26 protein-coding genes, 1 tRNA gene and 1 pseudogene are annotated in these 22,787 nt (G+C 63.6%); 12 read left to right on the plus strand and 16 right to left on the minus strand.

The window, feature by feature from the left end; all coding sequences use genetic code 11:
• Nucleotides 1-45: 45 nt before the first annotated feature.
• The 3 genes from MF6396_RS03810 to MF6396_RS28385 form a co-directional block, all read right to left on the minus strand.
• Nucleotides 46-561, minus strand: a complete 516-nt coding sequence (locus MF6396_RS03810; protein WP_078479746.1) for a DUF6630 family protein — start codon at nucleotides 559-561, stop codon at nucleotides 46-48.
• Between the two features lie 78 nt (nucleotides 562-639).
• Nucleotides 640-729 (minus strand) — tRNA-Ser (locus MF6396_RS03815).
• Entirely contained in the window at nucleotides 725-922 is a 198-nt protein-coding gene (locus MF6396_RS28385; protein ID WP_143516616.1) for a hypothetical protein, read from the minus strand. Before MF6396_RS28385 ends, MF6396_RS03815 begins: the two co-directional genes overlap by 5 nt.
• Before the next feature lie 75 nt (nucleotides 923-997).
• Here MF6396_RS28385 and MF6396_RS03820 point away from each other — a divergent pair, with 75 nt between their 5' ends.
• From MF6396_RS03820 to MF6396_RS03830, 3 genes are all read left to right on the plus strand, one after another.
• Nucleotides 998-1,687, plus strand: a complete 690-nt coding sequence (locus tag MF6396_RS03820) for a crotonase/enoyl-CoA hydratase family protein (protein WP_043862725.1) — start codon at nucleotides 998-1,000, stop codon at nucleotides 1,685-1,687.
• A gap of 146 nt (nucleotides 1,688-1,833) precedes the next feature.
• A complete protein-coding gene (locus MF6396_RS03825; RefSeq protein ID WP_043862724.1) occupies nucleotides 1,834-2,577 on the plus strand; it encodes a lysophospholipid acyltransferase family protein in 744 nt (247 codons plus the stop codon).
• A 43-nt stretch (nucleotides 2,578-2,620) separates the two neighbouring features.
• Nucleotides 2,621-3,592: a magnesium and cobalt transport protein CorA gene (locus MF6396_RS03830; RefSeq protein ID WP_043862723.1), complete on the plus strand. Its 972-nt coding sequence runs from the start codon at nucleotides 2,621-2,623 to the stop codon at nucleotides 3,590-3,592.
• Between the two features lie 3 nt (nucleotides 3,593-3,595).
• Here the strand turns inward: MF6396_RS03830 and MF6396_RS03835 are convergent, their stop codons facing one another.
• Nucleotides 3,596-4,324: an amidotransferase gene (locus tag MF6396_RS03835; protein WP_043862722.1), complete on the minus strand. Its 729-nt coding sequence runs from the start codon at nucleotides 4,322-4,324 to the stop codon at nucleotides 3,596-3,598.
• 548 nt (nucleotides 4,325-4,872) lie between these two features.
• Here MF6396_RS03835 and MF6396_RS03840 point away from each other — a divergent pair.
• Entirely contained in the window at nucleotides 4,873-5,688 is an 816-nt protein-coding gene (locus MF6396_RS03840; protein ID WP_078479747.1) for a c-type cytochrome, read from the plus strand.
• A 42-nt stretch (nucleotides 5,689-5,730) separates the two neighbouring features.
• Here MF6396_RS03840 and MF6396_RS03845 read toward each other — a convergent pair whose 3' ends face one another.
• The 5 genes from MF6396_RS03845 to MF6396_RS03865 all read right to left on the minus strand — a co-directional run bounded on the left by MF6396_RS03845 (nucleotide 5,731) and on the right by MF6396_RS03865 (nucleotide 11,426).
• On the minus strand, nucleotides 5,731-6,060 hold the full coding sequence (locus tag MF6396_RS03845) for a ribonuclease E inhibitor RraB (protein WP_043862720.1): 330 nt from the start codon (nucleotides 6,058-6,060) through the stop codon (nucleotides 5,731-5,733).
• 198 nt (nucleotides 6,061-6,258) lie between these two features.
• Nucleotides 6,259-6,495, minus strand: coding sequence for a hypothetical protein (locus MF6396_RS03850; protein WP_043862719.1), 237 nt, complete (start codon nucleotides 6,493-6,495; stop codon nucleotides 6,259-6,261).
• Nucleotides 6,496-6,568: 73 nt separating this feature from the next.
• A complete protein-coding gene (locus MF6396_RS03855) occupies nucleotides 6,569-7,903 on the minus strand; it encodes a hypothetical protein (RefSeq protein WP_078479748.1) in 1,335 nt (444 codons plus the stop codon).
• Nucleotides 7,900-9,075 carry a hypothetical protein gene (locus MF6396_RS03860; RefSeq protein ID WP_152644119.1) on the minus strand — a complete coding sequence of 392 codons (1,176 nt, stop codon included), beginning with the start codon at nucleotides 9,073-9,075 and terminating at the stop codon, nucleotides 7,900-7,902. The genes MF6396_RS03855 and MF6396_RS03860 overlap by 4 nt, the downstream gene beginning before the upstream one ends.
• 263 nt (nucleotides 9,076-9,338) lie before the next feature.
• The gene (locus MF6396_RS03865) at nucleotides 9,339-11,426 is read right to left on the minus strand and encodes an LTA synthase family protein (RefSeq protein ID WP_078479749.1); all 2,088 of its coding nucleotides are present in this window, start codon (nucleotides 11,424-11,426) and stop codon (nucleotides 9,339-9,341) included.
• Between the two features lie 186 nt (nucleotides 11,427-11,612).
• On the opposite strand from MF6396_RS03865, the gene MF6396_RS03870 reads away from it, so the two are divergent.
• Nucleotides 11,613-12,086, plus strand: coding sequence for a methylated-DNA--[protein]-cysteine S-methyltransferase (locus tag MF6396_RS03870; RefSeq protein ID WP_054915836.1), 474 nt, complete (start codon nucleotides 11,613-11,615; stop codon nucleotides 12,084-12,086).
• A gap of 44 nt (nucleotides 12,087-12,130) precedes the next feature.
• Here MF6396_RS03870 and MF6396_RS03875 read toward each other — a convergent pair whose 3' ends face one another.
• Nucleotides 12,131-12,322: a PLDc N-terminal domain-containing protein gene (locus MF6396_RS03875; RefSeq protein WP_043862715.1), complete on the minus strand. Its 192-nt coding sequence runs from the start codon at nucleotides 12,320-12,322 to the stop codon at nucleotides 12,131-12,133.
• A gap of 129 nt (nucleotides 12,323-12,451) precedes the next feature.
• On the opposite strand from MF6396_RS03875, the gene MF6396_RS03880 reads away from it, so the two are divergent.
• On the plus strand, nucleotides 12,452-13,393 hold the full coding sequence (locus tag MF6396_RS03880; protein WP_043862714.1) for a ZIP family metal transporter: 942 nt from the start codon (nucleotides 12,452-12,454) through the stop codon (nucleotides 13,391-13,393).
• On the opposite strand, the gene MF6396_RS03885 is transcribed toward MF6396_RS03880, so the two are convergent.
• A complete protein-coding gene (locus MF6396_RS03885) occupies nucleotides 13,390-13,920 on the minus strand; it encodes a hypothetical protein (protein ID WP_078479750.1) in 531 nt (176 codons plus the stop codon). The two genes, MF6396_RS03880 and MF6396_RS03885, sit on opposite strands and share 4 nt — an antisense overlap.
• A gap of 59 nt (nucleotides 13,921-13,979) precedes the next feature.
• A complete protein-coding gene (locus MF6396_RS03890) occupies nucleotides 13,980-14,504 on the minus strand; it encodes an ankyrin repeat domain-containing protein (RefSeq protein WP_054915837.1) in 525 nt (174 codons plus the stop codon).
• 273 nt (nucleotides 14,505-14,777) lie between these two features.
• On the opposite strand from MF6396_RS03890, the gene MF6396_RS03895 reads away from it, so the two are divergent.
• Nucleotides 14,778-15,050 carry a DUF3509 domain-containing protein gene (locus MF6396_RS03895; RefSeq protein WP_043862711.1) on the plus strand — a complete coding sequence of 91 codons (273 nt, stop codon included), beginning with the start codon at nucleotides 14,778-14,780 and terminating at the stop codon, nucleotides 15,048-15,050.
• A gap of 92 nt (nucleotides 15,051-15,142) precedes the next feature.
• Here the strand turns inward: MF6396_RS03895 and MF6396_RS03900 are convergent, their stop codons facing one another.
• The 3 genes and pseudogenes from MF6396_RS03900 to aroC form a co-directional block, all read right to left on the minus strand.
• Nucleotides 15,143-15,670, minus strand: coding sequence for an acireductone dioxygenase (locus tag MF6396_RS03900; protein ID WP_078479751.1), 528 nt, complete (start codon nucleotides 15,668-15,670; stop codon nucleotides 15,143-15,145).
• Nucleotides 15,671-15,674: 4 nt separating this feature from the next.
• Nucleotides 15,675-16,817, minus strand: a pseudogene (locus MF6396_RS03905) (MFS transporter); the annotation flags it as partial.
• A 38-nt stretch (nucleotides 16,818-16,855) separates the two neighbouring features.
• On the minus strand, nucleotides 16,856-17,947 hold the full coding sequence (aroC, locus tag MF6396_RS03910; protein ID WP_043862708.1) for a chorismate synthase: 1,092 nt from the start codon (nucleotides 17,945-17,947) through the stop codon (nucleotides 16,856-16,858).
• A 145-nt stretch (nucleotides 17,948-18,092) separates the two neighbouring features.
• On the opposite strand from aroC, the gene MF6396_RS03915 reads away from it, so the two are divergent.
• The gene (locus MF6396_RS03915; protein WP_078479752.1) at nucleotides 18,093-19,055 is read left to right on the plus strand and encodes an alpha/beta hydrolase; all 963 of its coding nucleotides are present in this window, start codon (nucleotides 18,093-18,095) and stop codon (nucleotides 19,053-19,055) included.
• Nucleotides 19,056-19,161: 106 nt separating this feature from the next.
• The gene (locus tag MF6396_RS03920; protein WP_054915840.1) at nucleotides 19,162-19,959 is read left to right on the plus strand and encodes a hypothetical protein; all 798 of its coding nucleotides are present in this window, start codon (nucleotides 19,162-19,164) and stop codon (nucleotides 19,957-19,959) included.
• Between the two features lie 88 nt (nucleotides 19,960-20,047).
• Here the strand turns inward: MF6396_RS03920 and prmB are convergent, their stop codons facing one another.
• On the minus strand, nucleotides 20,048-20,956 hold the full coding sequence (gene prmB / locus MF6396_RS03925) for a 50S ribosomal protein L3 N(5)-glutamine methyltransferase (protein WP_078479753.1): 909 nt from the start codon (nucleotides 20,954-20,956) through the stop codon (nucleotides 20,048-20,050).
• Between the two features lie 190 nt (nucleotides 20,957-21,146).
• Here prmB and MF6396_RS03930 point away from each other — a divergent pair, with 190 nt between their 5' ends.
• From MF6396_RS03930 to MF6396_RS03940, 3 genes are all read left to right on the plus strand, one after another.
• The gene (locus MF6396_RS03930; RefSeq protein WP_054915842.1) at nucleotides 21,147-21,737 is read left to right on the plus strand and encodes a cysteine hydrolase family protein; all 591 of its coding nucleotides are present in this window, start codon (nucleotides 21,147-21,149) and stop codon (nucleotides 21,735-21,737) included.
• Nucleotides 21,738-21,810: 73 nt separating this feature from the next.
• A complete protein-coding gene (locus tag MF6396_RS03935; RefSeq protein ID WP_078479754.1) occupies nucleotides 21,811-22,128 on the plus strand; it encodes a hypothetical protein in 318 nt (105 codons plus the stop codon).
• Nucleotides 22,129-22,180: 52 nt separating this feature from the next.
• Entirely contained in the window at nucleotides 22,181-22,738 is a 558-nt protein-coding gene (locus tag MF6396_RS03940; RefSeq protein WP_043862702.1) for a Smr/MutS family protein, read from the plus strand.
• Nucleotides 22,739-22,787 lie beyond the last annotated feature (49 nt).

Here is a 22,787-nt window from a genome sequence, read left to right on the forward strand (position 1 = left end):
GTTGCCTGCAGAAGCCAGCCTGGCTGGCGAACAGCGCGCAGCCGATCAGAACGGCTCGCTACCCTCGCGGAACTGCACTTCCAGTATCCCGGCGATTTCGCTCAGGTCGGCCGCCGCGGCCGGGGTGGTGATGAAGCCGCTGTAGCAGTCCTCCAGCGTCGACCAGTTCCACAGCACCAGGCCCTGCTTCTGAAGCTCGGCATGGACCAGCACCATCAGTTGCGACACGCTGTGGTTTTCCAGGAAGTCTTCATCTTCCGGGTCATCCACGCCAAAGGTCACCTGGGCGTCACGTGCTTCTGCCAGTTGCTGGACGCTTTGCACGAACGACTCGGTGTCCTTCCAGTCGACGTAGAACACCGACTCCCAGTCGGCGATGTCCTTGACCATCCACATCAGTTGCTTGGGATCATCCTCGAACTCTTCGATGTCATCCTCGTCCAGCTCCAGCTCGCGAAACGCCTGAAGATGCTCGGCGGCCATTTCGGGCGTGGGGCTGACAAGAGCAATCAATTGCTCGGCGGCAAGAATCTGCTGTTCGGAAAAGCACTCTGCAAGCATCTGAAACTTCCTTTTCAATGGCCCAACAAAAAGCCCCCGGACTCTTTCAAGTTCGGGGGCTCTTCGCGTATCTGAATATGGCGGTGAAGAAGGGATTCGAACCCTTGATACAGTTTCCTGTATACACACTTTCCAGGCGTGCTCCTTCAGCCACTCGGACACTTCACCGGTTCTCGCCAAGCTGTTCAGCCTGTCGAGGCGCGCTAATGTAGTCGAAAGCACTTTGAATGGCAAAGGTTTTTTTCAGAATATTCATGCGCTTAAGCCAGCAGTGGCAAAGCTGCCAATCTCTGGCGTGGTTCGGCTGTGGTCCATGCACGAAGCCCGTGGTGCCGGGGCCGGCGTGCTGCGCCTGACTCATCGGTCAGCCTTGGTGCTTTACCTGACCGCGGCAGCTGGGTAACGTCAGCCCCACTCCACCTAAAGGAACTCTGTCATGAGTGAGCTGGTTACCTACCAACTGGAAGACGGCATCGCGACGCTGACCCTGAACAACGGCAAGGTCAACGCCATTTCACCGGACGTGATCGCAGCCTTCAACGATGCACTGGACCGTGCCGTGCAGGATCGCGCCGTCGTCATCCTCACCGGCCAGCCGGGCATCCTCTCCGGTGGCTACGACCTCAAGGTGATGACCTCTGGGCCACAGGCCTCCATCGCGCTGGTGACCGCCGGCTCGACGCTCTCCCGGCGCCTGCTGTCGCATCCGTTCCCGGTGATCGTCGCCTGCCCTGGCCACGCCGTGGCCAAGGGTGCATTCCTGCTTCTGTCGGCCGACTACCGCATCGGCGTCGAAGGCCCGTTCCGCATCGGCCTGAATGAAGTGCAGATCGGCATGACCATGCACCACGCCGGCATCGAGCTGGCGCGTGATCGCCTGCGTCGCTCGGCCTTCCACCGCTCGGTCATCAATGCCGAGATGTTCGACCCGGCCAGTGCCGTGGATGCCGGCTTCCTCGACAAGGTGGTGCCGGTGGAGCAGTTGCACGCAACCGCCCTGGCAGCGGCGCAGCAACTCAAGACCATCAACATGAACGCGCACAAGAAGACCAAGCTTAAGGTGCGCAAGGCGCTGCTGGACCTGCTGGACGACGCGATCATTCGCGACCAGGAACACCCGGTCTGATAGCGGGTCGCGTCATTCGCCGGCAAGGCCAGCTCCTGCAGGGGACGCAACCGTTGCAGGAGCCGGCCTTGCCGGCGAAGCTTTAAGTTTGCCCCGGGCTGTGCACAACCGTACACTGCGCCGCGTTTTGTCCGGGGTTAACCACAATGCTGTTTCTGATCCGCATGCCCCTCCTGGGCCTGCATTTTGTTCTGGTAGGCATACTGGGTGTGCTCATCGGCCTGTGTCGGCCTTTCAACCCCGACAACAGCCGCGTGTTCGCGCGCCTGTATGGCTGGCCCGCCACCTGGCTGATGCGCCTGCAGGTACAGGCCGAAGTCGGCCCGCTGTTCGACCAGCCCCCGGGCTGCGTGATCGTAGCCAACCACCAATCCAACCATGACCTGTTCGTGCTCGGTCACGTGGTGCCGCCGCGCACGGTGTGCATCGGCAAGAAGAGCCTCAAATGGATCCCCCTGTTCGGCCAACTGTTCTGGCTGGGCGGCAATGTGCTGGTCGATCGCAGCAACGCCTACCAGGCCCGACGCGCCATGCAGACCACCACCCGCACCCTGCAGGAACAGGACACCTCGATCTGGGTATTCCCAGAGGGCACGCGCAACGCCGGCGATCGGTTGCTGGCCTTCAAGAAGGGCGCGTTCCACATGGCCATCGAAGCCGGCGTGCCCATCGTGCCGGTGTGCGTGAGCCGCTACGCCAGGCGCCTGAACCTCAACGGCTGGCGCAAGCAGAAGGTGATCATCCGCTCGCTGGCGCCGATCTCCACCACCGGCATGACCCACCAGGATGTTCCCGCCCTGGCCGAGCAGTGCCGCGAACAGATGCAACGCTGCATCGACCTGATGGAAAAAGAACTGCAGGCCAGCCGCGCAGTTGCCGATTTGTCGTAGTCATACCAAGCTAGGGGCATGACAACGGGGGAAAGGCACAACCATGGGTCGAGTCGTAGCGGCAGCGGTCTACAGCGCCGGTAGAAAAGTCACCAACATCAGCCTCGACGAGGGCGCCGAGTGGGCCAGCAAACCGGGGCACTTCGTGTGGATCGGGCTGGAAGAGCCCTCCGCGCAGGAACTGGCCAATCTGCAGCGCCAGTTCAACCTGCATGAACTGGCAATCGAGGATGCGCTGGAAAAGCACAGCCGGCCGAAGCTTGAAACCTTCGGCGATGCCTTGTTCATCGTGACCTATTCGCCGGTACGCCAGGACGGCAGGCTGGAGTTCATCGAAACGCATATCTTTGCCGGCAACGGCTACATCATCACCTGCCGCAACGGCCACTCCAAATCCTATGCCCTGGTACGCCAGCGCTGCGAGGCCCGGCCGCTGCTGCTCGAGCACGGCGAAGACTTCGTGCTGTATGCACTGCTCGACTTCGTCACTGAAAACTACCAGCCGGTGAGCGAGGCGATTCACAGCGAGATCGAAGAGCTGGAAAACAACGTACTCAGCAGTTCGCTGCAGGAAGACGATATCCGCCGCCTGCACGGCCTGCGTCGCGACATCCTGCGCCTGCGCCGCTATGTGGCACCGATGGTCGAGATCAGCGAAGAGCTGCAGCGCCTGGCCTTCCCCTTCATCGACAAGAACATGCGCCCGTATTTTCGCGACGTGCAGATCCACGTGACGCGGCAGATGGAAGACCTGTCGAGCATCCGCGACATCGCCAGCCAGACCATCGAGATCGGCATGCTGCTGGAGTCGTCACGCCAGAGCATCACCCAGCGCAAGTTCGCCGCCTGGGCGGCGATCCTGGCCTTCCCCACCGCCGTGGCGGGTATCTACGGGATGAACTTTCAGAACATGCCGGAGCTGAGCTGGCACTACGGCTACTTCACCGTGCTGGGGGTCATCGCCCTGGGCTGCACGGCACTGTTCGCCAGCTTCAAGCGCTCCGGCTGGCTGTAGGCCTCAGGCCGCGCTGCCCTGTGGCTTGTGCGCGACAAAGCGCATCATCCACTCGGCCACCGTGGTGCCCTGGTGCTGCTGGTCGAGGCTGGCCACGCCCTTGCTGTAGACCTCCGGGCCCAGGTGCTGCTGGCGCAGCTCGAGCAAGGCACGGGAATAGTCGTGGATGAACTCGGGGTGGCCCTGGAAGCACAGCACCTGGTCGCCAATGTGATAGGCGGCATAGGGGCAGAAGTCGCTGGAGGCGATCACCGTGGCGTTTTCGGGCAACTGGGTAACCTGGTCCTGGTGGCTGATCAGCAGGGTCAGTTCCTCCACCTGCGGGCTCATCCACGGCGCCTTGGCCGCCATCACGTAGCGGTGGGTTCCCACCCCCCAGCCCTGGTGCGCGCGCTCGCTGCGCCCGCCCAGCAACAGGGCCAGCAACTGGTGGCCGAAGCATACGCCCAGCAGCTTGTCGCCGCGCTTGTAGCGGTCCAGCAGAAAGGTCTTGAGCCTGGCGATCCACGGGTCGTCGCCAAACGAGTCGGCCTTGCTGCCGGTCACCAGGTAGGCGTCGAACACCTCGTCGTCGTCGGGGTATTCACCGTTCATCACGTTGTACACGCGAAATTCGGCGGCAATCGGCTGATGGGTGAACAGGTGCTCGAACATCCGTCCGTAGCCCTGATACTGATCGACCAGCTCGGGTCGCAGGACATCGGTTTCCAGGATGCAGATGCGTAACGACATAGATTTAGTCCCGAACGACATGAGGCACAAAGTGTCGCTAGAGCCTGCCGCGAATGGCGCTCGGAGGCAAGTGTTCACTCGGACGAACGGTCACACTGTGCAGGCCATGCCCCGGAGCGCACGCACGTGTCTAGCTGAAGGGATGGTCGCCGGATGGCCCTTGGCCTCATAGCCGTAGTGCCTTAGAACCCACCATTTAATACGAAAGCGTTCTAAAACACGGGTGACGTTGACCCTAAGGTTAGTTGTATATCGAAGCAAAGCAGGTCCGATGCGGGGGCAACGCGGACATTTCGACAGCGCTCGCGGGTTATCACGGACCCTGGCCAAGGACGCCACACGGCATTCAGGAATAACAACAAAAAGGCAGACCGCCATGTTCAAGCACTCCAAAGTACGTCAAGCCGGCCTCATCCTCTTCGCCACGACGCTGCTGCTGATCGTGCCCAACCTCACACGACTGTTCGGCTGAAGCCCACCCGTTCTGTAACCAGGCATCATCGCAACGCTGGTGTATCCTGCCGGCCTGAATGGTTGGAGAGCACCCGATGCGTCATTGCCTTGCCCTGATCCTGCTGTTGAGCCTGCCCCTGCACGCCGCACAGCTGACCCTGAACCTGGGCGGCGCCGAGCGCCAGTGGAGCACCGCTCAACTGCTGGCTCACCCGCAGGCGCGGGATATCCGCATCGACGGTGACGTTTCCTACAAGAAGACCATGCACTACCGCGCCGTGCCCATGGTGGCGCTGCTGGAGGGCGTAGCCCCCGGCGATCATCTGCAGGCCGTGGCGCTGGATGGCTTTGCCGCCGAACTGCCCGCTGCCCCGTTGCTCGGCAACGGCCCGGCACGCGCCTGGCTGGCCATAGAGGACCCCGCCCACCCATGGCCAGCCCTGAGCAAGGGCAAAGGCAGCGCCGGGCCCTTCTACCTGGTGTGGACCCAACCGCAGGCAGGCCGGATCAGCCCCGAACAATGGCCTTTCCAGCTTGCCACCATGCGCCGCCTGGCCCCTGTGGCATCGCGCTTCCCGGCACTGCTGCCAGACCCGCAACTGCGTGAGAACGACCCGGTCAACCTGGGCTTTGCCGTGTTTCAGAAAAACTGCCTGGCCTGCCACCGACTCAACGGTGCCGGCGATGCGCAGTTCGGGCCCGACCTGAACATGCCCTTCAATCCCACCGAGTACTTCCAGCCGGCGTTCTTGCGCCGATACATCCGCAACCCGCAAAGCCTGCGCCAGTGGCCACAGGCGCGCATGCCCGGCTTTGCCGAAACGGTGATCAGCGACGCAGAACTGGACCAGTTGCTGGGGTATCTGGCGCACATGGCCAGCCGCAAGCGGTCCGGGGTGGAAGTACCCTGAAAATGGATGGGGGCGGCATGGCCGCCCCGCGGATACACAGGCTCAGGCCAGCAGTCGCTCCTGCTTGACGCCCCAGCCCTGTATCTGGCCGCCCAAAGGGGAAACTGCCAGCTCGAAGTCATGCTCGAACTCGCCGATGCCGCCATAGGTGGCGAACATCAGTTTGCTCAACTCCAGCTGCCACCCCTCGTCGCTTTCGCGTACCTGGGTGTTGATCGATTCACCACGAAACTTGCCTGCGGCCCTGCGCGCCCGCTCCTCGTCCGGGAACACCGCATAGAACTCGATGGGATGGATCTGGGCAAAATCGAAACCGCCTTCTTTCATGCGGCGTAGAACCGTGCTGCTGATGTCCTCATACGGGCTGCTCATGAATCGTCCTCCTCGTCGCGATGGATAGACTTTCAGTGCATTACGCACTGACCCACCCTGCCAAACGTGGGTGGGCAACTCGAGCGGATGTAGCGGATGCAGCGATGGTTTAAGGGAAAAGGGCCGGCTGGGTAAATAACCCGTGACCCTGGCTGCAGACTAGCGCCAATCATAAGGGTATGCCAGTAGCGCGAGCGCTCAGGGCTGTTCTTTGATTTCCTTGATCTCCACGCCGCTGTCCTGCTTCAGCCATTCGGCAGTGGGCATCGACACGCGGCCCTCGAAATCATTGAGGTCCGCCTTGTCCACGACAGGATAGAGGTGGGCGCGAATCACCCGAGCCGCCTCTTCGATACTGGGCTGCTGCTCGGCGTCAAACGACAGCGAGGTCCTTTCGCCTTTCTGGTCAACAAAGGTAATTACCCACGCTTTCATTGGATTCTCCTCAGTAACGCGACTCAGGGTGAATCAGCCTTACCTTCCGTTGACCCCGCGCCTGGGCGGTTGTTCAGTCGGCCTGCGGCGCAAAACGATGGCCGCCCGGCAGCGCCCGGATGCTTTTCAGGGTCTGCAGCATATCGACGCGGGTGCGCTCGAACGCAAGCTGCGGCTGGGAATGATCATCGAGCACTGTCAGCCCCACGCCAGGCTGGTATCCAGTGGGCGGAGCGTCGCCGTCGAGCGTGAACGTTTCGTAATCCACCGGCTTGTGGTACGCATCATAGGCCTTGTAGCGCGCACCGCGAAGGTTGCCGTCGAGGGCGCCGACAAGCACGCGCAGCGGGCCGAAGATGTCGGTCTGGACGAGCGTCGGAAACCGCCTGGAAATCACCTGCTCCAACAGCTTCGGCATGAAATCGGCGTCTTTCCTGATCTCGCGCCCCATGCTCAGGCGGTGCAGCAGGTTCGGGTTGCCCACGGGGTTGAGGCCCAGCGTTATCGAATGATGCGGGGCGCCATCGTCGGCAATGAACCCGAACGGCAGGCAAAAGCCGCGCTGCTGCGGGATTTCGTATTGCTCGCGGGTTCGAAAGGCCGCCAGCAAGGCACGTGCCCTGGGCTCGACACGTTCCAGTGAGACCGGTACGCCGGCAGCGTCCGACCCTGCATGAAATACAAAGCGATAGATGCGCTGGTTACGCCAGAGATGGGCCGTCATCTCACCCGGCACCCAGTCGGCGAACGTATCTGCAATCCCCAGGTCCAGAAAGCGCTCTTGCTCGAACAATGCGTCGGTCGGCCACTTGGCCTGTTCCTCGAGATAAGCTGCGCGTTCAGCCTCCAGTTTGACGGTGGGGCGCCCCGTGGCCGAGAACTCGCGGATCATGTCGTTGAGTACGAACAACTCGGTGCTCACCCAGTTGATTCGCGTAATGGTGTCGTCCAGGGCGCGATGCTGTTCAAGCAACGCGGAATAGTCTTCGTCGTCAGCCTTTTTTGCATCGATCTGGGCTTGCAGCGCGTCGATCTGCGCACGTACCACGCGTGTTTGCGCCGAACCGCGATTAGGCCCGTGGATAAGCTGCAGGCGATCGAAGACATTGCGATCCGTCACGGGGCTGACTTCGATCTTCACCAGGTAGGTCTGCTCGGGTGTCACGCCCTCGCCATACATGATCTGCTGGCCACCCGGGGCGATGGTTGGGCGCACGGGGTCGAAGTCCGGCTTTTGCCAGTAGCCCCCGGCAAGGTGCCAGGCAATCTCCTTGGGCACATCGAACTGCACCCGCCCCATGCACTCGGTACGCCAACCCGGCGGCGTCTGGTAATCCGGCTCACCCAGCGCCGACAGGGGCGCTGCCAGCAACGCCAGCCACATCCAGCTCATGTGTAACGACTTCATGTACGTTTCCTTTTCTGTGCCACTTGCGGTGCGTTCGGCAGGGCCTGCACCTGCCCCAGTATCTCGACGGCTTCTGTCTCCAACAGCTTCAGGCTCAGGCCGTCGCGGCTGTGCAACTGGTCCACTTGCAGGATCATCGAAGGAACGGGCGTGGCGCCCAGGTGCGCTGCGCGCAGCTGGAATGTTTCGCGGCGATCCGTTTCGTGTTCGAGGTACCACTTGGTCAGCGTGGTGGTTTGCAGGATGGTCATCTGCCCCAGCCGGAACTGGCGTTCCGGCAGTTGCTCAAGTACGGGGAAATCAGCGCGATCGAGCGACAGGTCGGCGGCCCGCCGGGCCTCGAACTGCTCGCGCAGCGACTGGCTGGCCACCTGAAGGTCGTAGCGGACCGCCTCCTGGTGCCGCCCGAACCACGCGGCGCGCACCACATAGGGGGCTGTGCCGTCATCGGCCAGAAAGCCGAACGGCAGGCATATACCCGGTTGCCGAGGCACTTCGAAGGCGGCGCGGGGACGCAAGGCGGCGAGCACACGGCGCACATGCGGGTCCAGCCGCTGCAGCACCTGCTCGTTGCTCACTCCACGTTCGATGTAACCGAAGTTGAGCTTGTAGACGCGCGACTGGCGCCACAGCACCACGGTCAACCCATGCTCGTTGTACACCGCATAGCCATCCTCCAGGGCAAAGTCCGGCAGGACTTGCCACTTGAAGCGATCGGAGACGGGGTACCCCGCGTCTTCACGGTTGAGCCGCTCAAGCCGCGCCTGCAGCGTGTCCACTGGCCAGCCCTTGCCCGCGAAGTCGGCGATCATCGCCTCGAGCGACGCCCGCTCACCGGGGATCTTGTCGATGCGCTCGAAGGTGCGCGCTAGTGCCTTGTACCGTTCGTTCAAGGCGTAGTACTCGCTCGGCTTCTGGGCCTTTAGGTACGGGGTCATCAGGTTCCCGATGCGTGTCTGCTCGGCCATGATGTACTCGCCCTGCGCATTGGCCCGGCTCAGGACCAGACGATCCTTGAGGCGGTCGTACAGCTCACGGGTAGTGAGCGGGCTCACATCGATGGTGACCAGGTGCGATTCCCCGGAGAACACCGGCGCGCCATAGTCGGCCTGCCACGTATCGCCACCAGGCATGAAGCGGGCGAACGGCTCGCCCAGGCGAAGACCGCTCATTTGCCACTCCAGGCTGGCCGGTACCACAATGCGCGAGCGCCCTACACATTCCTGAGCCATCTGGGGCGCAGGCGATACGGCATCAGCCACCGCCTGGATCGAATGGCACAGGCAAACCAGCAACACGAACACACGCACGCAAACATCCTTTTTGCGGGACCGCTGTCGGCCCCTCTTGCTGAGGCGCGTGATTTGAGCACCCACAGCCCGAAAAGCCAAGACCCCGGCAAGCCGGGGTCCTGGTCAGTGCAACAGCCCGTGCGTCATTGCGGCGTGCTGTGAGTCACGCCGGCAGTGTTGTCCAGCAGGCTCTTGGTCGCGGTCTGGATGTAGGACTCCAGCTTGCGGCTCAATTGTGCCTGGTCCGGGCTTTCGATCACCTCGGCCTTGAAGTTGGCCCCAAGCTGGTAACGGTACATGCGCGGCGACATGTCCTTGGACTGGATCAGAATGCGATCGCCCTGCACCAGGCCGACGATCTGCTCACTGCCCGATGGCTTGATCATGCCGATGCCTTCATCACCGGCCGGCAGGTTGAGCAGGTCACGCCCCCAGCACTGATGACGGGTTTCGCCCCCCAGTCGGCCCATGATGGTCGGCACGATGTCGACCTGGGTGCCCACGGTGTGGCTGACCGCACCGAACTTTTCCTGGATGCCCGGCGCAATCAGCAGCAGCGGCACGTTGAAGCGGCCCAGGTCCAGTTCGGTGACCTGCTGGGCATTGCCGAAGCCGTGGTCGCCGACGATCACGAACAGGGTTTCCTTGAAGTACGGCTCCTTGCGCGCCTTCTCGAAGAACTGGCCCAGCGCCCAGTCCGAGTAGCGCATGGCGGTCAGGTGCTCGTTCAGGCGGCCCTGGTCGGTCACCGGCTGCACCGGCAGGTCCTTGGGCAACGCATACGGAGTGTGGTTGGACAGGGTCTGCAGCAGGGCATAGAACGGCTTCTTGCCATAGTTGTGCGCAAGCTCCTGTGCGCCGCGGTCGAACATGTCCTGGTCGGACACCCCCCACGTCGGGTCGGAGAACACCGGGTTGACGAAGTCATTGCGGCCGATGAAGGTGGTCATGCCCTGGTTGCCGAAGAACCCGGACTGGTTGTCCCAGGCGAAGTCGCCGTTGTAGACGTACACGTCGTCATAGTCGCGGGCGCTGAGCAGCGCCGGCAGGCCGGACAGCTTGTGGCCGCCTTCCGGCGTCTGCATCAGGTATTCGAAGCCTGGCAGGTTCGGGAAGCAGGCCATGGTGGCGAACATGCCCTGGTGGGTATGGGTGCCGTTGGAGAAGAAACGGTCGAACAGCAGACCTTCCTTGGCCAGCTTGTCGAAGTACGGGGTGATGTTGGTGGTACTGCCCAGCGCGCCCACCGAGTGGCCGGCGAAGCTCTCCATCAGGATTACCACGACGTTCTTGATCGGCAGGCTGTTGGCCGCAGGCGGGGTGAAGTCACGGCGGATCGCCGCACTGTCGGCATCCACCAGCTGGTCGTGCTCGGTCAGGATCATGTCGCGCACGGTCTGCTGGGCCTGGCTCTGGTCGAGGGTAGCCTTCCAGATGTTGCCGCGGTCTTCGCCAAAACGGCTGTGGGCGGCGTCGATCAGGGTCAGGGTGCCGTTAAGGCCCAACTGGTTGACGAAATTGGAGTCGGTAGTGAACGCGTCACCCCAACGCATCGGCGGGCCCTGGCGCAAGGTGCCACGGGCGGCGATCACGGCCACCAGCAGGATCACCACGAATACCGCGCCACGCAGGTACCAGGGCGCCACGCTGCGCAGGCCGGCGACGTTGCTGGAGTACTCGCCGCGCGGGCGGGTAAGACGGTCGATGCCCTTGAACAGCAGGCTCAGCACCCAGGTGCCAAAGGCCCAGGCCAGCAGGTAGCGCACCACCGGAAAACCGTACCAGAGCATGCTCAGAACGGTCTTGGGGTCTTCCTTCACATACTGGAACACCAGGCCGTTGAGGCGCTGGTGAAACTCGCGGTAGAAGTCCATCTCCATCAGGCCGAGGAACATCACCACGCTGGAAGCCAGGGTCAGCCATACGCGAAACAGGCCACGGGCGGCCATGGCGCGAGCGCTGAGGATCGCCAGCAGCAGCGGAATGCTCAGGTACACCACCACGCGCAGGTCGAAGCGCAGGCCGTTGAAAAAGCCTTCAGCGACGGTCGAGAGCGGGGTGTCACCGATCATGTCGCTGTTGTAGAGCAGCAGCGCCAGGCGCACGAGGCTCAGCATCAGCATGATCACCAGGCCGCACAGCAAGGTATAGGCGAGGTGTGATTTGAGCGTTGGTTGCAGCAACGGGCGCGAAGCGGCTCGCTGATGACTCAAGGCATCCGTGTTAGCCATGGACAGGAAGATCCCTAGGGTTCAGATTTTTATGAGGGCCGGGACATTGCGTGGCCCTTGGACGAACGGAAATTCGCGCGCGGATTGTCAGCAATCGAATGTGAAAATTATGTTGAAAACCGCGCCTCGAACAATAGCTCAGTGTTCGGGTATCGTGTGGGCCAGACATGCCCGGAGCCACTCACCATGTACTTTCGCTACCACCCCAGCCCTATCGGCCAGTTGCTGCTGGCCGGTGATGAACAAGGTCTGCACCTGCTGCACATGGACAGCGCCCACCCCTGGCAACTGGCCGAAAGCTGGCAGCCGGCGGGCGCGCAGCTGGATACGGTAGCGCGACAGCTCGATGAGTATTTCGAAGGCCGGCGCCAGCGTTTCGAGCTACCCCTGGCACCACGGGGTACCGAATTCCAACGTGCAGTGTGGTGGGCGCTGCAGCAGATTCCGTATGGCACCACCACCAGCTATGCACAACTGGCGCAGCGCGTCGGGCGGCCGAAGGCGATACGCGCGGTAGGCACGGCCAACGGCGCCAACCCGGTGGCGGTGATCGTGCCGTGCCACCGGGTGATTGGCAGCGACGGCAGCCTGACCGGGTTTTCAGGTGGCCTGGAGCGCAAGCAGCAGTTGTTGCAGCTTGAGGGCGCCTGGTTGATCTGAGCCGCCGCATCGCCGGGAGGCCCACGCCCGAGCCTGGACTGGCGCTACAGCCTAACGTTGCCCCGTGGCCCGGCAATCGCCCAGATGATAAGGCCCAGCACCGGCAGCAGCAGGATCAGCAGGATCCACAGCACCTTGGCCCCGCCACTGGCGCCGCTCTTGATCACGTTGATGATCGCCCAGATATCCAGCGCCAGAATGACCAGCCCCACCAACCCGTTGAACGTCGACCCCATGGTGATACTCCCATGATTGAACCTGCCTTCAGCGTAGCTGGCTATCGGCCCCATAGCGGCGAACCGCTCGTCGCACACGCCGCGCAGTGATTACACTCGATTGATCGACTCCGTACCACAGAGGCCTCCATGCCACCCGCCCAAAGCTCCGCCAACGCCAACCCGACCTCCCTGCGCAGCGCCTGGCTGCACCAGGTTCAGGCCACCCCATGGCTCAGTGCCGGCCTGGCCCTGAGCCTGCTCGCCGTGCTCGGCCTGCTGGTCGCCAGTGCCTGGAACGCGGTGCATGGCGACAACAAGGACAACCTGCACATGGCCCTGCTCGGCGGCCTGGCAGGGTTTGGCGCCACGGCGCTGGGCGCGGTACTGGCGGTGGTGCTGCGCGACGTCAGCGCCCGCTCGCAGGATGTGATGCTCGGCTTCGCCGCCGGCATGATGCTCGCCGCCAGTTCGTTTTCGCTGATTCTGCCGGGCCTGGAGGCTGCGCGTGAAATCACCGGCAACGGGCCTTTCGCGGCCTTGACCGTGGTGGTCGGCATGGGTCTGGGGGTGCTGCTGATGCTGGGCCTGGACCGCTTCACGCCCCATGAGCACGAAAGCACCGGCCCCTGCGGCCCACAGTCGGAACGCATCAACCGGGTGTGGCTGTTCGTGCTGGCGATCACCCTGCACAACCTGCCCGAGGGCATGGCCATCGGCGTGGGCTTTGCCAACGGCGACCTCAACGTGGGCCTGCCGCTGACCACCGCCATCGCCATCCAGGACATTCCCGAAGGCCTGGCCGTGGCACTGGCGTTGCGCGCCACCGGCCTGTCCAACCTCAAGGCTGCGCTGGTAGCGGTCGGCTCGGGGCTGATGGAGCCGATCGGGGCAGTGATCGGCCTGGGCATTTCCACCGGTTTCGCCATCGCCTACCCGGTGAGCATGGGCCTGGCGGCCGGGGCGATGATTTTCGTGGTATCCCACGAGGTGATCCCCGAAACCCACCGCAATGGCCACCAGACCTCGGCCACCCTGGGACTGATGGGCGGCTTCGCGGTGATGATGTTCCTGGATACCGCGCTGGGCTAGACGTGTACCGCGACCCGCAGCGCCTCCAGGGCAGGCGCCGCGGCGATGGCGACCTCGGCGCACAGCTCCAGCACCCGCGGCACGTCGTTGCCGTACACCAGCACCATCTGCAATTCGTCGTCCAGCAACTGGCTGAGGTTGACCAGGGTGTAGCCGCCGTTTTCCTTATTCATGCTGCCCATCTGCACCTGGATGCGGTTGAGTGCCGTGAGCGGCTCAACCTTGACCAGTTGCTTGGGCTTGATGTTGAAGGCAACGTCCTTGCCGAACGAGTCGGTGATCTGCTGGAACAGGTCACTGTAGGTGTCGGCCTGGAACAGCACGGTATCGGGCAGGCTGCCGATCACCACCCACTCCCCCAGCGGGATCGGGAAGGTGTCGTCGTAGTTGATGTCGGGGTTGGCCGCCAGGAACGCCTGCGGGTCGGCATAGGCCTGCGCCGCTTCGTCGGCGATGCGCTCGCTTTCGGCGTCCGGAAGGCAGCCGGAGCTGATTTTGCCGATGAGTTCGACCAGTTGGTTTTTCATGCGGGGGCCCTGCGAGGCGAAAAAAGTCGCCAAGGATAGCCGCAAAAGCCCCCTGGCAGTTAGCCGGCCAGCGCCTGCAACTGGGCGACGGTGTCGGGTGCGCCCATGGTTTGCGCGGCAACCAGTGCGGTGGCGCCCTGCGCGTCGCGGTGATTGGGGTTCGCGCCCTTGCCGAGCAGGTAGGTGACGATGGAGGTGCGGTTGAACATCGCGGCCAGCATCAGCGCGGTACGGCCATCGGCAGACGCTCCATCGATCAGCGCGCCCTTCTCCACCAGCAGCTCGATCATCGCCTGGTTGCCCTTGAAAGCGGCACCGGCAATCGGCAACTGGCCCTTGTCATTGGCAATCTGCGGGTCTGCGCCGTGCTCAAGCAGCACCCTTACCGCCTCAAGGTGGCCGTGGTAGCTGGCAAGCATCAGCAGCGTGTCGCCGTTACCATTGCGAAGGTTGACCGGCAGGCCTTTCTCCAGCAGACGGCCAAGCATGTCGGCGTCCCCCTTGCGCGCCCGATCGAACACTTCTTCGGCAAAGGCTGCGGCTTCATCGTCGTTCATCGGGGTGGGGGTTGGGTGGTCGGTCATCGGGAACCTCCTGGCTGCGGTAGATCCCAAGTCTTTGCCAGGGAAGGCTTTGGGTCAACCTCGCAGATCCCATGAGGACGACAGAGCGAATCTATTGGCCGCAGGGCACTGCAAAATGCACTGTGCAAATTGCACGACCATGCAGAATGCACGGCACCCATTGCGCACGACAACTTTAAGTCATTGTTTTATAAGCTTTTTTCAATCAAGGAAAACTGGCACGGTCGCTGCACCTATCACTTCATGTCTGCCACACAACAGTCAGGAGCTGATATGGACCTCATCCAGCAAAAATTCGCCTCGGTATTTTCCGCCTACGACGTCACCACCCAGGCTCGCCCTGATGGCGGTGTACTGCTGACGTTGCGCGCCGCCGACGGCAAACAGGTCAAGCGCTCGATTTCGTATGGCCAGCTGCACAGTGCCGAGCAACTGTCGTGGGCGATCAGCGCGATCCGCCGCGACCTGGCCGAGCAGGCCAGCGAGCTGCCGGTGATCTCGATGCTGCAAAGCCAACAGCGGTTCGCACTACCGACCTATCGCTGAATCGCGTAGCGGCCTTTGCTGGCAAGCCAGTGCCCACAGGATCACCTTGGTTCCTGTGAGCGCTGGCTTGCAAGCCAGTGGCCTCGGCGTGATCAATCGTCCAATCGCGCGTAGCGCTCGGCCAGCTTCTCCCCCGTGAACTGCGCCACCACCCCTTCAGGCTGATTGAACAGTCGCACCGCCACGAAGTGCGGGTTGTCCCCGCCATCGATCCATACCCGCAACCCCGCCGGCACCACGATCAGATCCCCCTTCTCGCACACCACCGCATGCACGTACTCCCCTGCCCGCACGCTGACCAGGCTGCGCCCGGCTGCGAAGAAACGCACCAGGTCATCCGAATACACATGCTCGTCCAGCAGTTCGCTCATCGGATCGCCACTGGCGCTGATCACGTCGACGGCGCGGTAACCGCCTTCGTGTTGCAGCCGGTCGATCTGCACCTGGTAGGCGGCCAGCACACCGGCCTGGCCAGTATCGGCCTGCACAGGCGACTGCGCCGTCCAGCGCTCGAACCTTATCCCCTGCTCGGCCAGTGTCGCGGCGATGTCTTCAAGGTGGGTCAGCACCTTGTTGGGAATGTCCGGGGTGGACTGGTGAAACACGCTCAGGCTGCTCATGGGGCCTTTCCTCTTTCATTCGAAACGCAATGATAACGGCTGCGACCAGCGCCGCGACGCTGGCAATACTAAAGGTGATGGTGGCGCCCAGGGCGTTCCAGCTGTAGCCCGAATACAGGGCACCCAGCGCACCGCCGGTACCCGCCAGGGCCGCATACAGCGCCTGCCCCTGGCCCTGCTGGCGAGCGCCGAAGCTGCGCTGCACGAAGGCGATGGCGGCCGCGTGAAAACTGCCGAACGTGGCGGCGTGCAGCAACTGGGCGAACAGCAGCACGCCCGGATACTCGGCAAAGGTCCCCAGCAGCCACCAGCGTAAGGCCGCCAGTAAGAGGCTCGCCAACAGCACCCGACGCAACGAGAACCGCGCCAGGATCCAGCTCATGGCCAGGAACATCAGCACCTCGGCCACCACCCCCAGCGCCCACACCATGCCGATGGTGCCGCGGGCATAGCCCAGGCGCTCCAGGTGCAGGGTGAGAAAGGTGTAATACGGGCCGTGACTCAACTGCATCAATGCCACGCACACGTAGAACGCGGCCACGCCAGGGCTGGCCAGTTGCCTGAGAAAGCCGCCACCATCGCTGCGCTCGTGCTGGCCTGGCGGCTGGGCATTGGGCACCCACAGGCTGGCCAGCACGATGCCGGCCATGATCGCCACCAGCGCCACCGGGTAGATGTCCAGGCTCAACCATTCGAACAATCGCCCCAGGGCCACCACGGTGAGGATGAAACCGATCGACCCCCACAGCCGCACCTGGCTGTAGCGCGCAGTCTGACCTTGCAGGTGGGCCAGGGTGATGACCTCGAACTGCGGCAGTACCGCATGCCAGAAGAACGCGTGCAGGGCCATTACCAGCGCCAGCCAGGCGTAGCTCTTGGCCACGAAGATCAACGAAAAGCTGGCCAGGGTGCACAAGGCCCCCAGACGCACGATCAGCAGGCGCTGGCCGCTGCGATCGCCCAACCAGCCCCACAGGTTCGGTGCCACGCAGCGCATCAGCATGGGGATGGCCACCAACTCGCCGATGCGCGCGCTGGAAAACCCCAGGTGATCGAAATACAGCGCCAGAAACGGCGCTGTCGAACCCAGCAAGGCGAAATAGAACAGGTAGAAGCTGGACAGCCGCCAGTAGGGAATCGGCGCCACGGCTCAGCGGGCCGTGGCGTCGACGTCGGGCAGGTGCACTACAGCTGGCCCAGCACCGGGGTGGCTACCCGCACATCGGCGTTCTGGCCGCGGTGGCGCAGCAGGTGATCCATCAGCACGATGGCCATCATCGCCTCGGCGATAGGGGTGGCACGGATGCCGACGCAGGGGTCGTGACGGCCCTTGGTGATGACCTCCACCGGGTTGCCATCCACATCGATGGAACGGCCCGGGGTGGTGATGCTGGAGGTTGGCTTGAGTGCCAGGTGCGCAATGATCGGCTGCCCCGAGGAGATGCCCCCCAGGATGCCGCCGGCATTGTTGCTGAGGAACCCTTCGGGGGTGAGTTCGTCACGGTGTTCGGTGCCGCGCTGGGCCACGCTGTCGAAGCCGGCACCGATCTCCACGCCCTTGACCGCGTTGATGCTCATCAGCGCATGGGCCAGCTCGGCGTCGAGGCGGTCGAAGATCGGCTCGCCCAGGCCGGGCATCACGCCTTCGGCGACCACGGTGATCTTGGCACCCACCGAGTCCTGGTCACGGCGCAGCTGGTCCATGTAGGCCTCCAGCTCCGGCACCTTGTCCGGGTCGGGGCTGAAGAAGGCGTTGTGCTCCACCGACTCCCAGGTCTTGAACGGGATTTCGATAGGGCCCAGTTGGCTCATGTAGCCGCGGATGCGGATGCCCTGGGTGGCCAGGTACTTCTTCGCGATGGCACCGGCAGCCACGCGCATCGCGGTTTCGCGGGCCGAGCTGCGGCCGCCGCCACGGTAGTCGCGCTCGCCGTACTTGTGGTGATAGGTGTAGTCGGCGTGGGCCGGGCGGAACAGGTCCTTGATCGCCGAGTAGTCCTTGGACTTCTGGTCGGTGTTGCGAATCAGCAGGCCGATGGCGCAGCCGGTGGTACGGCCCTCGAACACGCCAGAGAGAATCTCGACCTCGTCGGGCTCCTGGCGCTGAGTGGTGTGCCGGCTGGTACCGGGCTTGCGCCGGTCCAGGTCGTGCTGAAGATCGGCCAGCGAAAGCTCCAGGCCCGGAGGGCAGCCATCGACAATGGCGACCAGCGCCGGACCATGGCTTTCGCCAGCGGTGGTGACAGTGAACAGCTTGCCGTAGGTATTGCCGGACATGCAGGGCGCTCCGCGTTCAGCCTGATTTTTAACTGGATGGTAACAAGGCCAACCAGTATACGCAGGGTATACCCTTAGATCACCTCCGGGCGCGAACCTAATGCCGCCGGACGAGTCAAAACGCCACCTCCTCGCTAATGGCCTGATGATGCTGCGCACGTTCGCCCTGTTGTTCCTCCTGTTTACCGGCCTGGCCCAGGCCGCGGCCCCCACGGTACTGCAACGACCGATCAGCCTGGTGACCGACGACGGCACCCTGCAGGGCAGCCTGCTGTTGCCGCGCAGCGACACGCCGCCACCGGTGGTGCTGATCATCGCCGGCTCCGGCCCCACCGACCGTGACGGCAACAATCCCGCCGGCGGACGTATCGACAACCTCAAGCGCCTGGCCCTGCTGCTGGCCAACAACCGCATTGCCAGCGTGCGCTACGACAAGCGCGGGGTGGCCGCCAGCCGCGCGGCAACCCCCGACGAACGCAACCTCAGCGTCGAGCGCTATGTGGCCGATGCCGTTGCCTGGGGCCATCTGCTCAAGGCCGACCCGCGCTTCGGCCCGCTGATCGTGCTGGGTCACAGCGAGGGCGCACTGATCGCCAGCCTCGCGGCCGAACAGGCCGGCGCCAGCGCGGTAATTTCAGTGGCAGGCAGCGGGCGCCCGGTCGATCAGGTACTGCGCGAGCAACTGGGTGAACGCCTGCCGGCGACCGAGCGGGCCCAGGCCGTACGCCTGATCGAGCAGCTCAAGGCCGGCCAGCCCAGCACCCAGGTACCGCTGCACCTGCGCGACGTGTTTCGCCCCAGCGTGCAGCCGTACCTGATCTCGCTGTTTCGCCAGGACCCGGCCGCCGCCTTCGCCCGCCTCCACTTGCCGGCGTTGATCGTGCAGGGGCGCAACGACGTCCAGGTCGAGGTCAAGGATGCCGAGAGACTGCACGCTGCCAAGCCCGACGCCGAACTGGCACTGATCGACGGCATGAACCACATGCTGCGCATCAGCCCGCGTGCCATGAGCCAGCAGCGCGACAGCTACAACAACCCCGAGCTGCCCCTGGCCAGTGCCCTGGGCGAGCGGATCGTCGAGTTCATTCGTCGATTGCCGGCGGCATGAAGCGAATTGGCGCAAATTGTGTCTCCAGTCTTGCGCAAAGCGGCCGATAAGCCGGTGCAGGCGTCGCCCTTGCGACCCGCCTGCTGTGCACAAAAGGACCGCCGTGATGACTGAAGCCACCCCCCAGGACGCCCCAGACGCGACCGACGAATCGCCAGCCCCGGAAGCGGCCCCGCTGCCCTGGGCGGACGTTGTGCCCGAGCATTTCCAGATGCTGCGCCTGTCCCCGCAGCCCACCGACCGCAACACTGGCGCGCGGCCGCTGCGCTTCGTGCAGTACGGTTATGCCGAACGGCACAACAAGACCCACAGCCTGCTGCGCATGGAAGTGCGCCTGCCTGGGCAGAAGGTGCGCAAGGAGCAGAATCGCCTGGATATCTGGGTGGACCACGAGTTGCACCAGATCAAGATCGGCCCCGACAGTGGCTTGCAGATCGAGCCGGTCAGCCGTGGCCTGGGGCGCTTCCTGTTGTCGCAGGCGGTGCACTGGGTACAGCGCAAGTGGTCGCACTACCGGGTCGAGGGCATGGCCCTGGCCAACAAGGACGCACTCAACGAAGACACACGCCTGCGCCGCGACCAGGTGCTGCGCAGTCATGGCCTGGAGGTCGAGTACGCCGATGCGCAGCACCTGAAGGGGCGCTGCGTGGAAGTCCAGGCAGGTCAGCTCAAGGGTGGCTGGAATACCGACAAGGTACAGAAGGTAGACATCCTGGATGCTGCGGGCATGCTGCAGCAGGCCGAGCAGAACCTGCAGGAGAAGGAAGCACAACTGCGCGAGCGCGATGAGCGGGTCAACAAGTACCGCCGCGAAGACAGCGGGTTGCGCTTCACCATCACCTGCCTGGTGGCCTTTGCGGTGTTCCAGGCCGGGCTGCTGATCTGGATTGCCACCAACCGCTGAAAGCGTTGCGGGTCAAGCCCGCCCCAACACGGCAATGCGGCCCTGTTGGGGCGGGCTTGACCCGCGACAGGCTTGAAATCTGTATCCCTTACACCCGCGAAGCAAACAGCGCCTGATGCTGCCGGCATTGTTCGGCCGTGAGCATGAACACCCCGTGCCCGCCACGTTCGAACTCCAGCCAGGCGAAATCCACCTCCGGGTACAACTGCTCGACATGCACCTGGCTGTTGCCGACCTCGACGATCAGCAGGCCCTTCTCGGTCAGGTGATCCGCCGCCTCGGCCAGCATGCGCCGTACCAGGTCCAGCCCGTCATTGCCGCAGGCCAGGCCCAGCTCCGGCTCGTGGTGGTACTCCTGGGGCATGTCGGCGAAATCCTCGGCATCGACATACGGCGGATTCGACAGGATCAGGTCGAAACGCTGCCCCGGCAACCCCTCGAACCCATCGCCCTGCACGGTGAACACACGTTCCTCAAGACCATGGCGCTCGATGTTCTGGTTGGCCACTTCCAACGCCTCGAACGACAGGTCGGCCAGCACCACCTCGGCCTCGGGGAACACGTCGGCGCTGACGATGCCGATGCAGCCGGAACCGGTACACAGGTCGAGAATGCGCGCGGGTTCGGCAGCCAGCCATGGCTCGAAGCGTTTTTCGATCAGTTCGCCGACGGGGGAGCGCGGGATCAGCACGCGCTCGTCGACGATGAACGACATGCCACAGAACCACGCCTCGCCAAGCAGGTACGCGGTCGGCACGCGTTCTTCGATACGTCGCTTGAGCAGGCGCTGCAGCTTGACCAGCTCGTCGTCTTCAAGACGGCAATCGAGATAGGCGTCGGCCACTTCCCATGGCAGATGCACCGAACCCAGCACCAGCAGGCGTGCCTCGTCCCAGGCGTTGTCGGCGCCATGCCCGAAAAACAGCCCCTGCTCATGAAAACGGCTGACAGCCCAACGGATGTGGTCGCGCAGGGTGCGCAGGCGGGAAGTGATCACGGGCAGACTCCTTTAAAGACGACCGGCAATTCTAACAGCCTGGAACACAAATGGGCCCGCCAATACGCCTCTGGCCGCAATTGTGCTCATGCCTGCAGGCCGCTATCCACGCCGCATGCACGCTAAGCCATTCACATAAGTCGCCAAGCAGGGGACAATAGGTGAAAAGCCCTATCCAAAGGAGCCCCTGATGTCCGTTCCAACGACGATGTTCCACCTCAGCGGTCGCGGTTATCCGCCGGCCAAGCTGAGCAACGCCAGCCTGGTGATTATCGATGCGCAAAAGGAGTACCTGAGCGGGCCCCTGGCGCTGTCGGGCATGGACGAAGCGGTGGCCAACATCGGCAAACTGCTCGAGGCTGCACGCAAGGCCGGCCGGCCCGTGGTGCATGTGCGCCACCTGGGCACCGTGGGTGGCCTGTTCGACCCACAGGGCTCGCGCGGCGAGTGGATTCCGGGCCTGGAGCCGCAGGGCGATGAAGTCGTCATCGAAAAACGCATGCCCAACGCCTTCAAGAACACCACCCTGCACGAGACGCTGCAGAAGTACGGCCACCTGGACCTGATCGTGTGCGGCTTCATGAGCCACTCCAGCGTCAGCACCACCGTGCGCCGCGCCAAGGACTACGGCTATCGCTGCACCCTGGTCGAAGACGGCTGCGCCACCCGCGACCTGCCGTTCAAGGACGGCGTGATCCCGGCCGCACAGATCCAGCAGAGCGAAATGGCGATCATGGCCGACAACTTTGCTTGTGTCGCACCCGTCAACAGCCTGATCTGACCACCCGACAGGCAAGTGGAACCACTCTGGGGCGTTCGGGTCCAACCCCGGATACCCTTTGAGGAAAGTCGGAATGAAGTTATCCAGTTTCGACGCCAGGCGCCTGCGTCCCCGCGAACAACGCAATTGGGGCGCACGCCTGGCCACGGCGTTCTCGGCACTGCTGGCGATACTCGGCGTGCTCCTGACCATGGCCGGCGTCGCTGGCCTGCTGGGCCATGCCGAGGCGCTGGGCGAGCTCAACCACAACCGCCCCGGCGCTGCCGTGGTGCTGGGCCTGGGCTTGCTGTCGCTGTACCTGGGCGTCTGGTCCTGGCGCCGCAGCCGGCTGCGCCTGCGCCGTGCCAGGGGGCTGAACCTGTCGCCGCACCTGATGAAGAAACACGATTGACTGCAACCCTGTGGGGAGTCGCGTAAACTGCGCCGCCCAGGCGGAGGCTTACATGCAAGACGACGATTTTTCCCTGTTCAAGAGCCAGATGCACGGCGTCAAGCCGATCCGGCATGATCGCGCCGACACCGGCAAACCCAAGGCCGACCGCAAGCAGCTGGCCAGCCTGCGCCAGGCCGCGACCGTGCGCAGCGACCAGACGGTGATCGACGGCCTGTCCGATCAGTTCGTCATCGACGTGGGCCCGGAAGACGACCTGCACTGGAGCCGCGATGGCGTGCAGGAAAGCCAGATGCGCAAGCTCAAGCTTGGCCAGATCGGTTTCGAAGGCAGCCTGGACCTGCACGGCATGACCGTGGAGAAAGCCCGCGAGACCCTCTGGGCATTCCTGGCAGAGGCCACGCGCTTCGAGGTGCGCTGCGTGCGAGTCACCCACGGCAAGGCGGTGCGGCTCGATGGCAAGCGTCCGATGATCAAGAGCCACGTCAACACCTGGCTGCGCCAGCATGCCCAGGTACTGGGTTTTACCTCGTGCCAGGCGCGTCACGGCGGCACCGGCGCGGTGTATGTCATGCTCAAGCGGACCATGCTTGAAGGGCGTGACGAGTAACGCCGCGCTTGCAGCGCCGTCACAGCCGCCGTACCCTTCGCTTTTGCGA

The organism is Pseudomonas sp. MF6396 (genome assembly GCF_002018915.1).
GTDB classification, from domain to species: Bacteria; Pseudomonadota; Gammaproteobacteria; order Pseudomonadales; family Pseudomonadaceae; genus Aquipseudomonas; species Aquipseudomonas palmensis.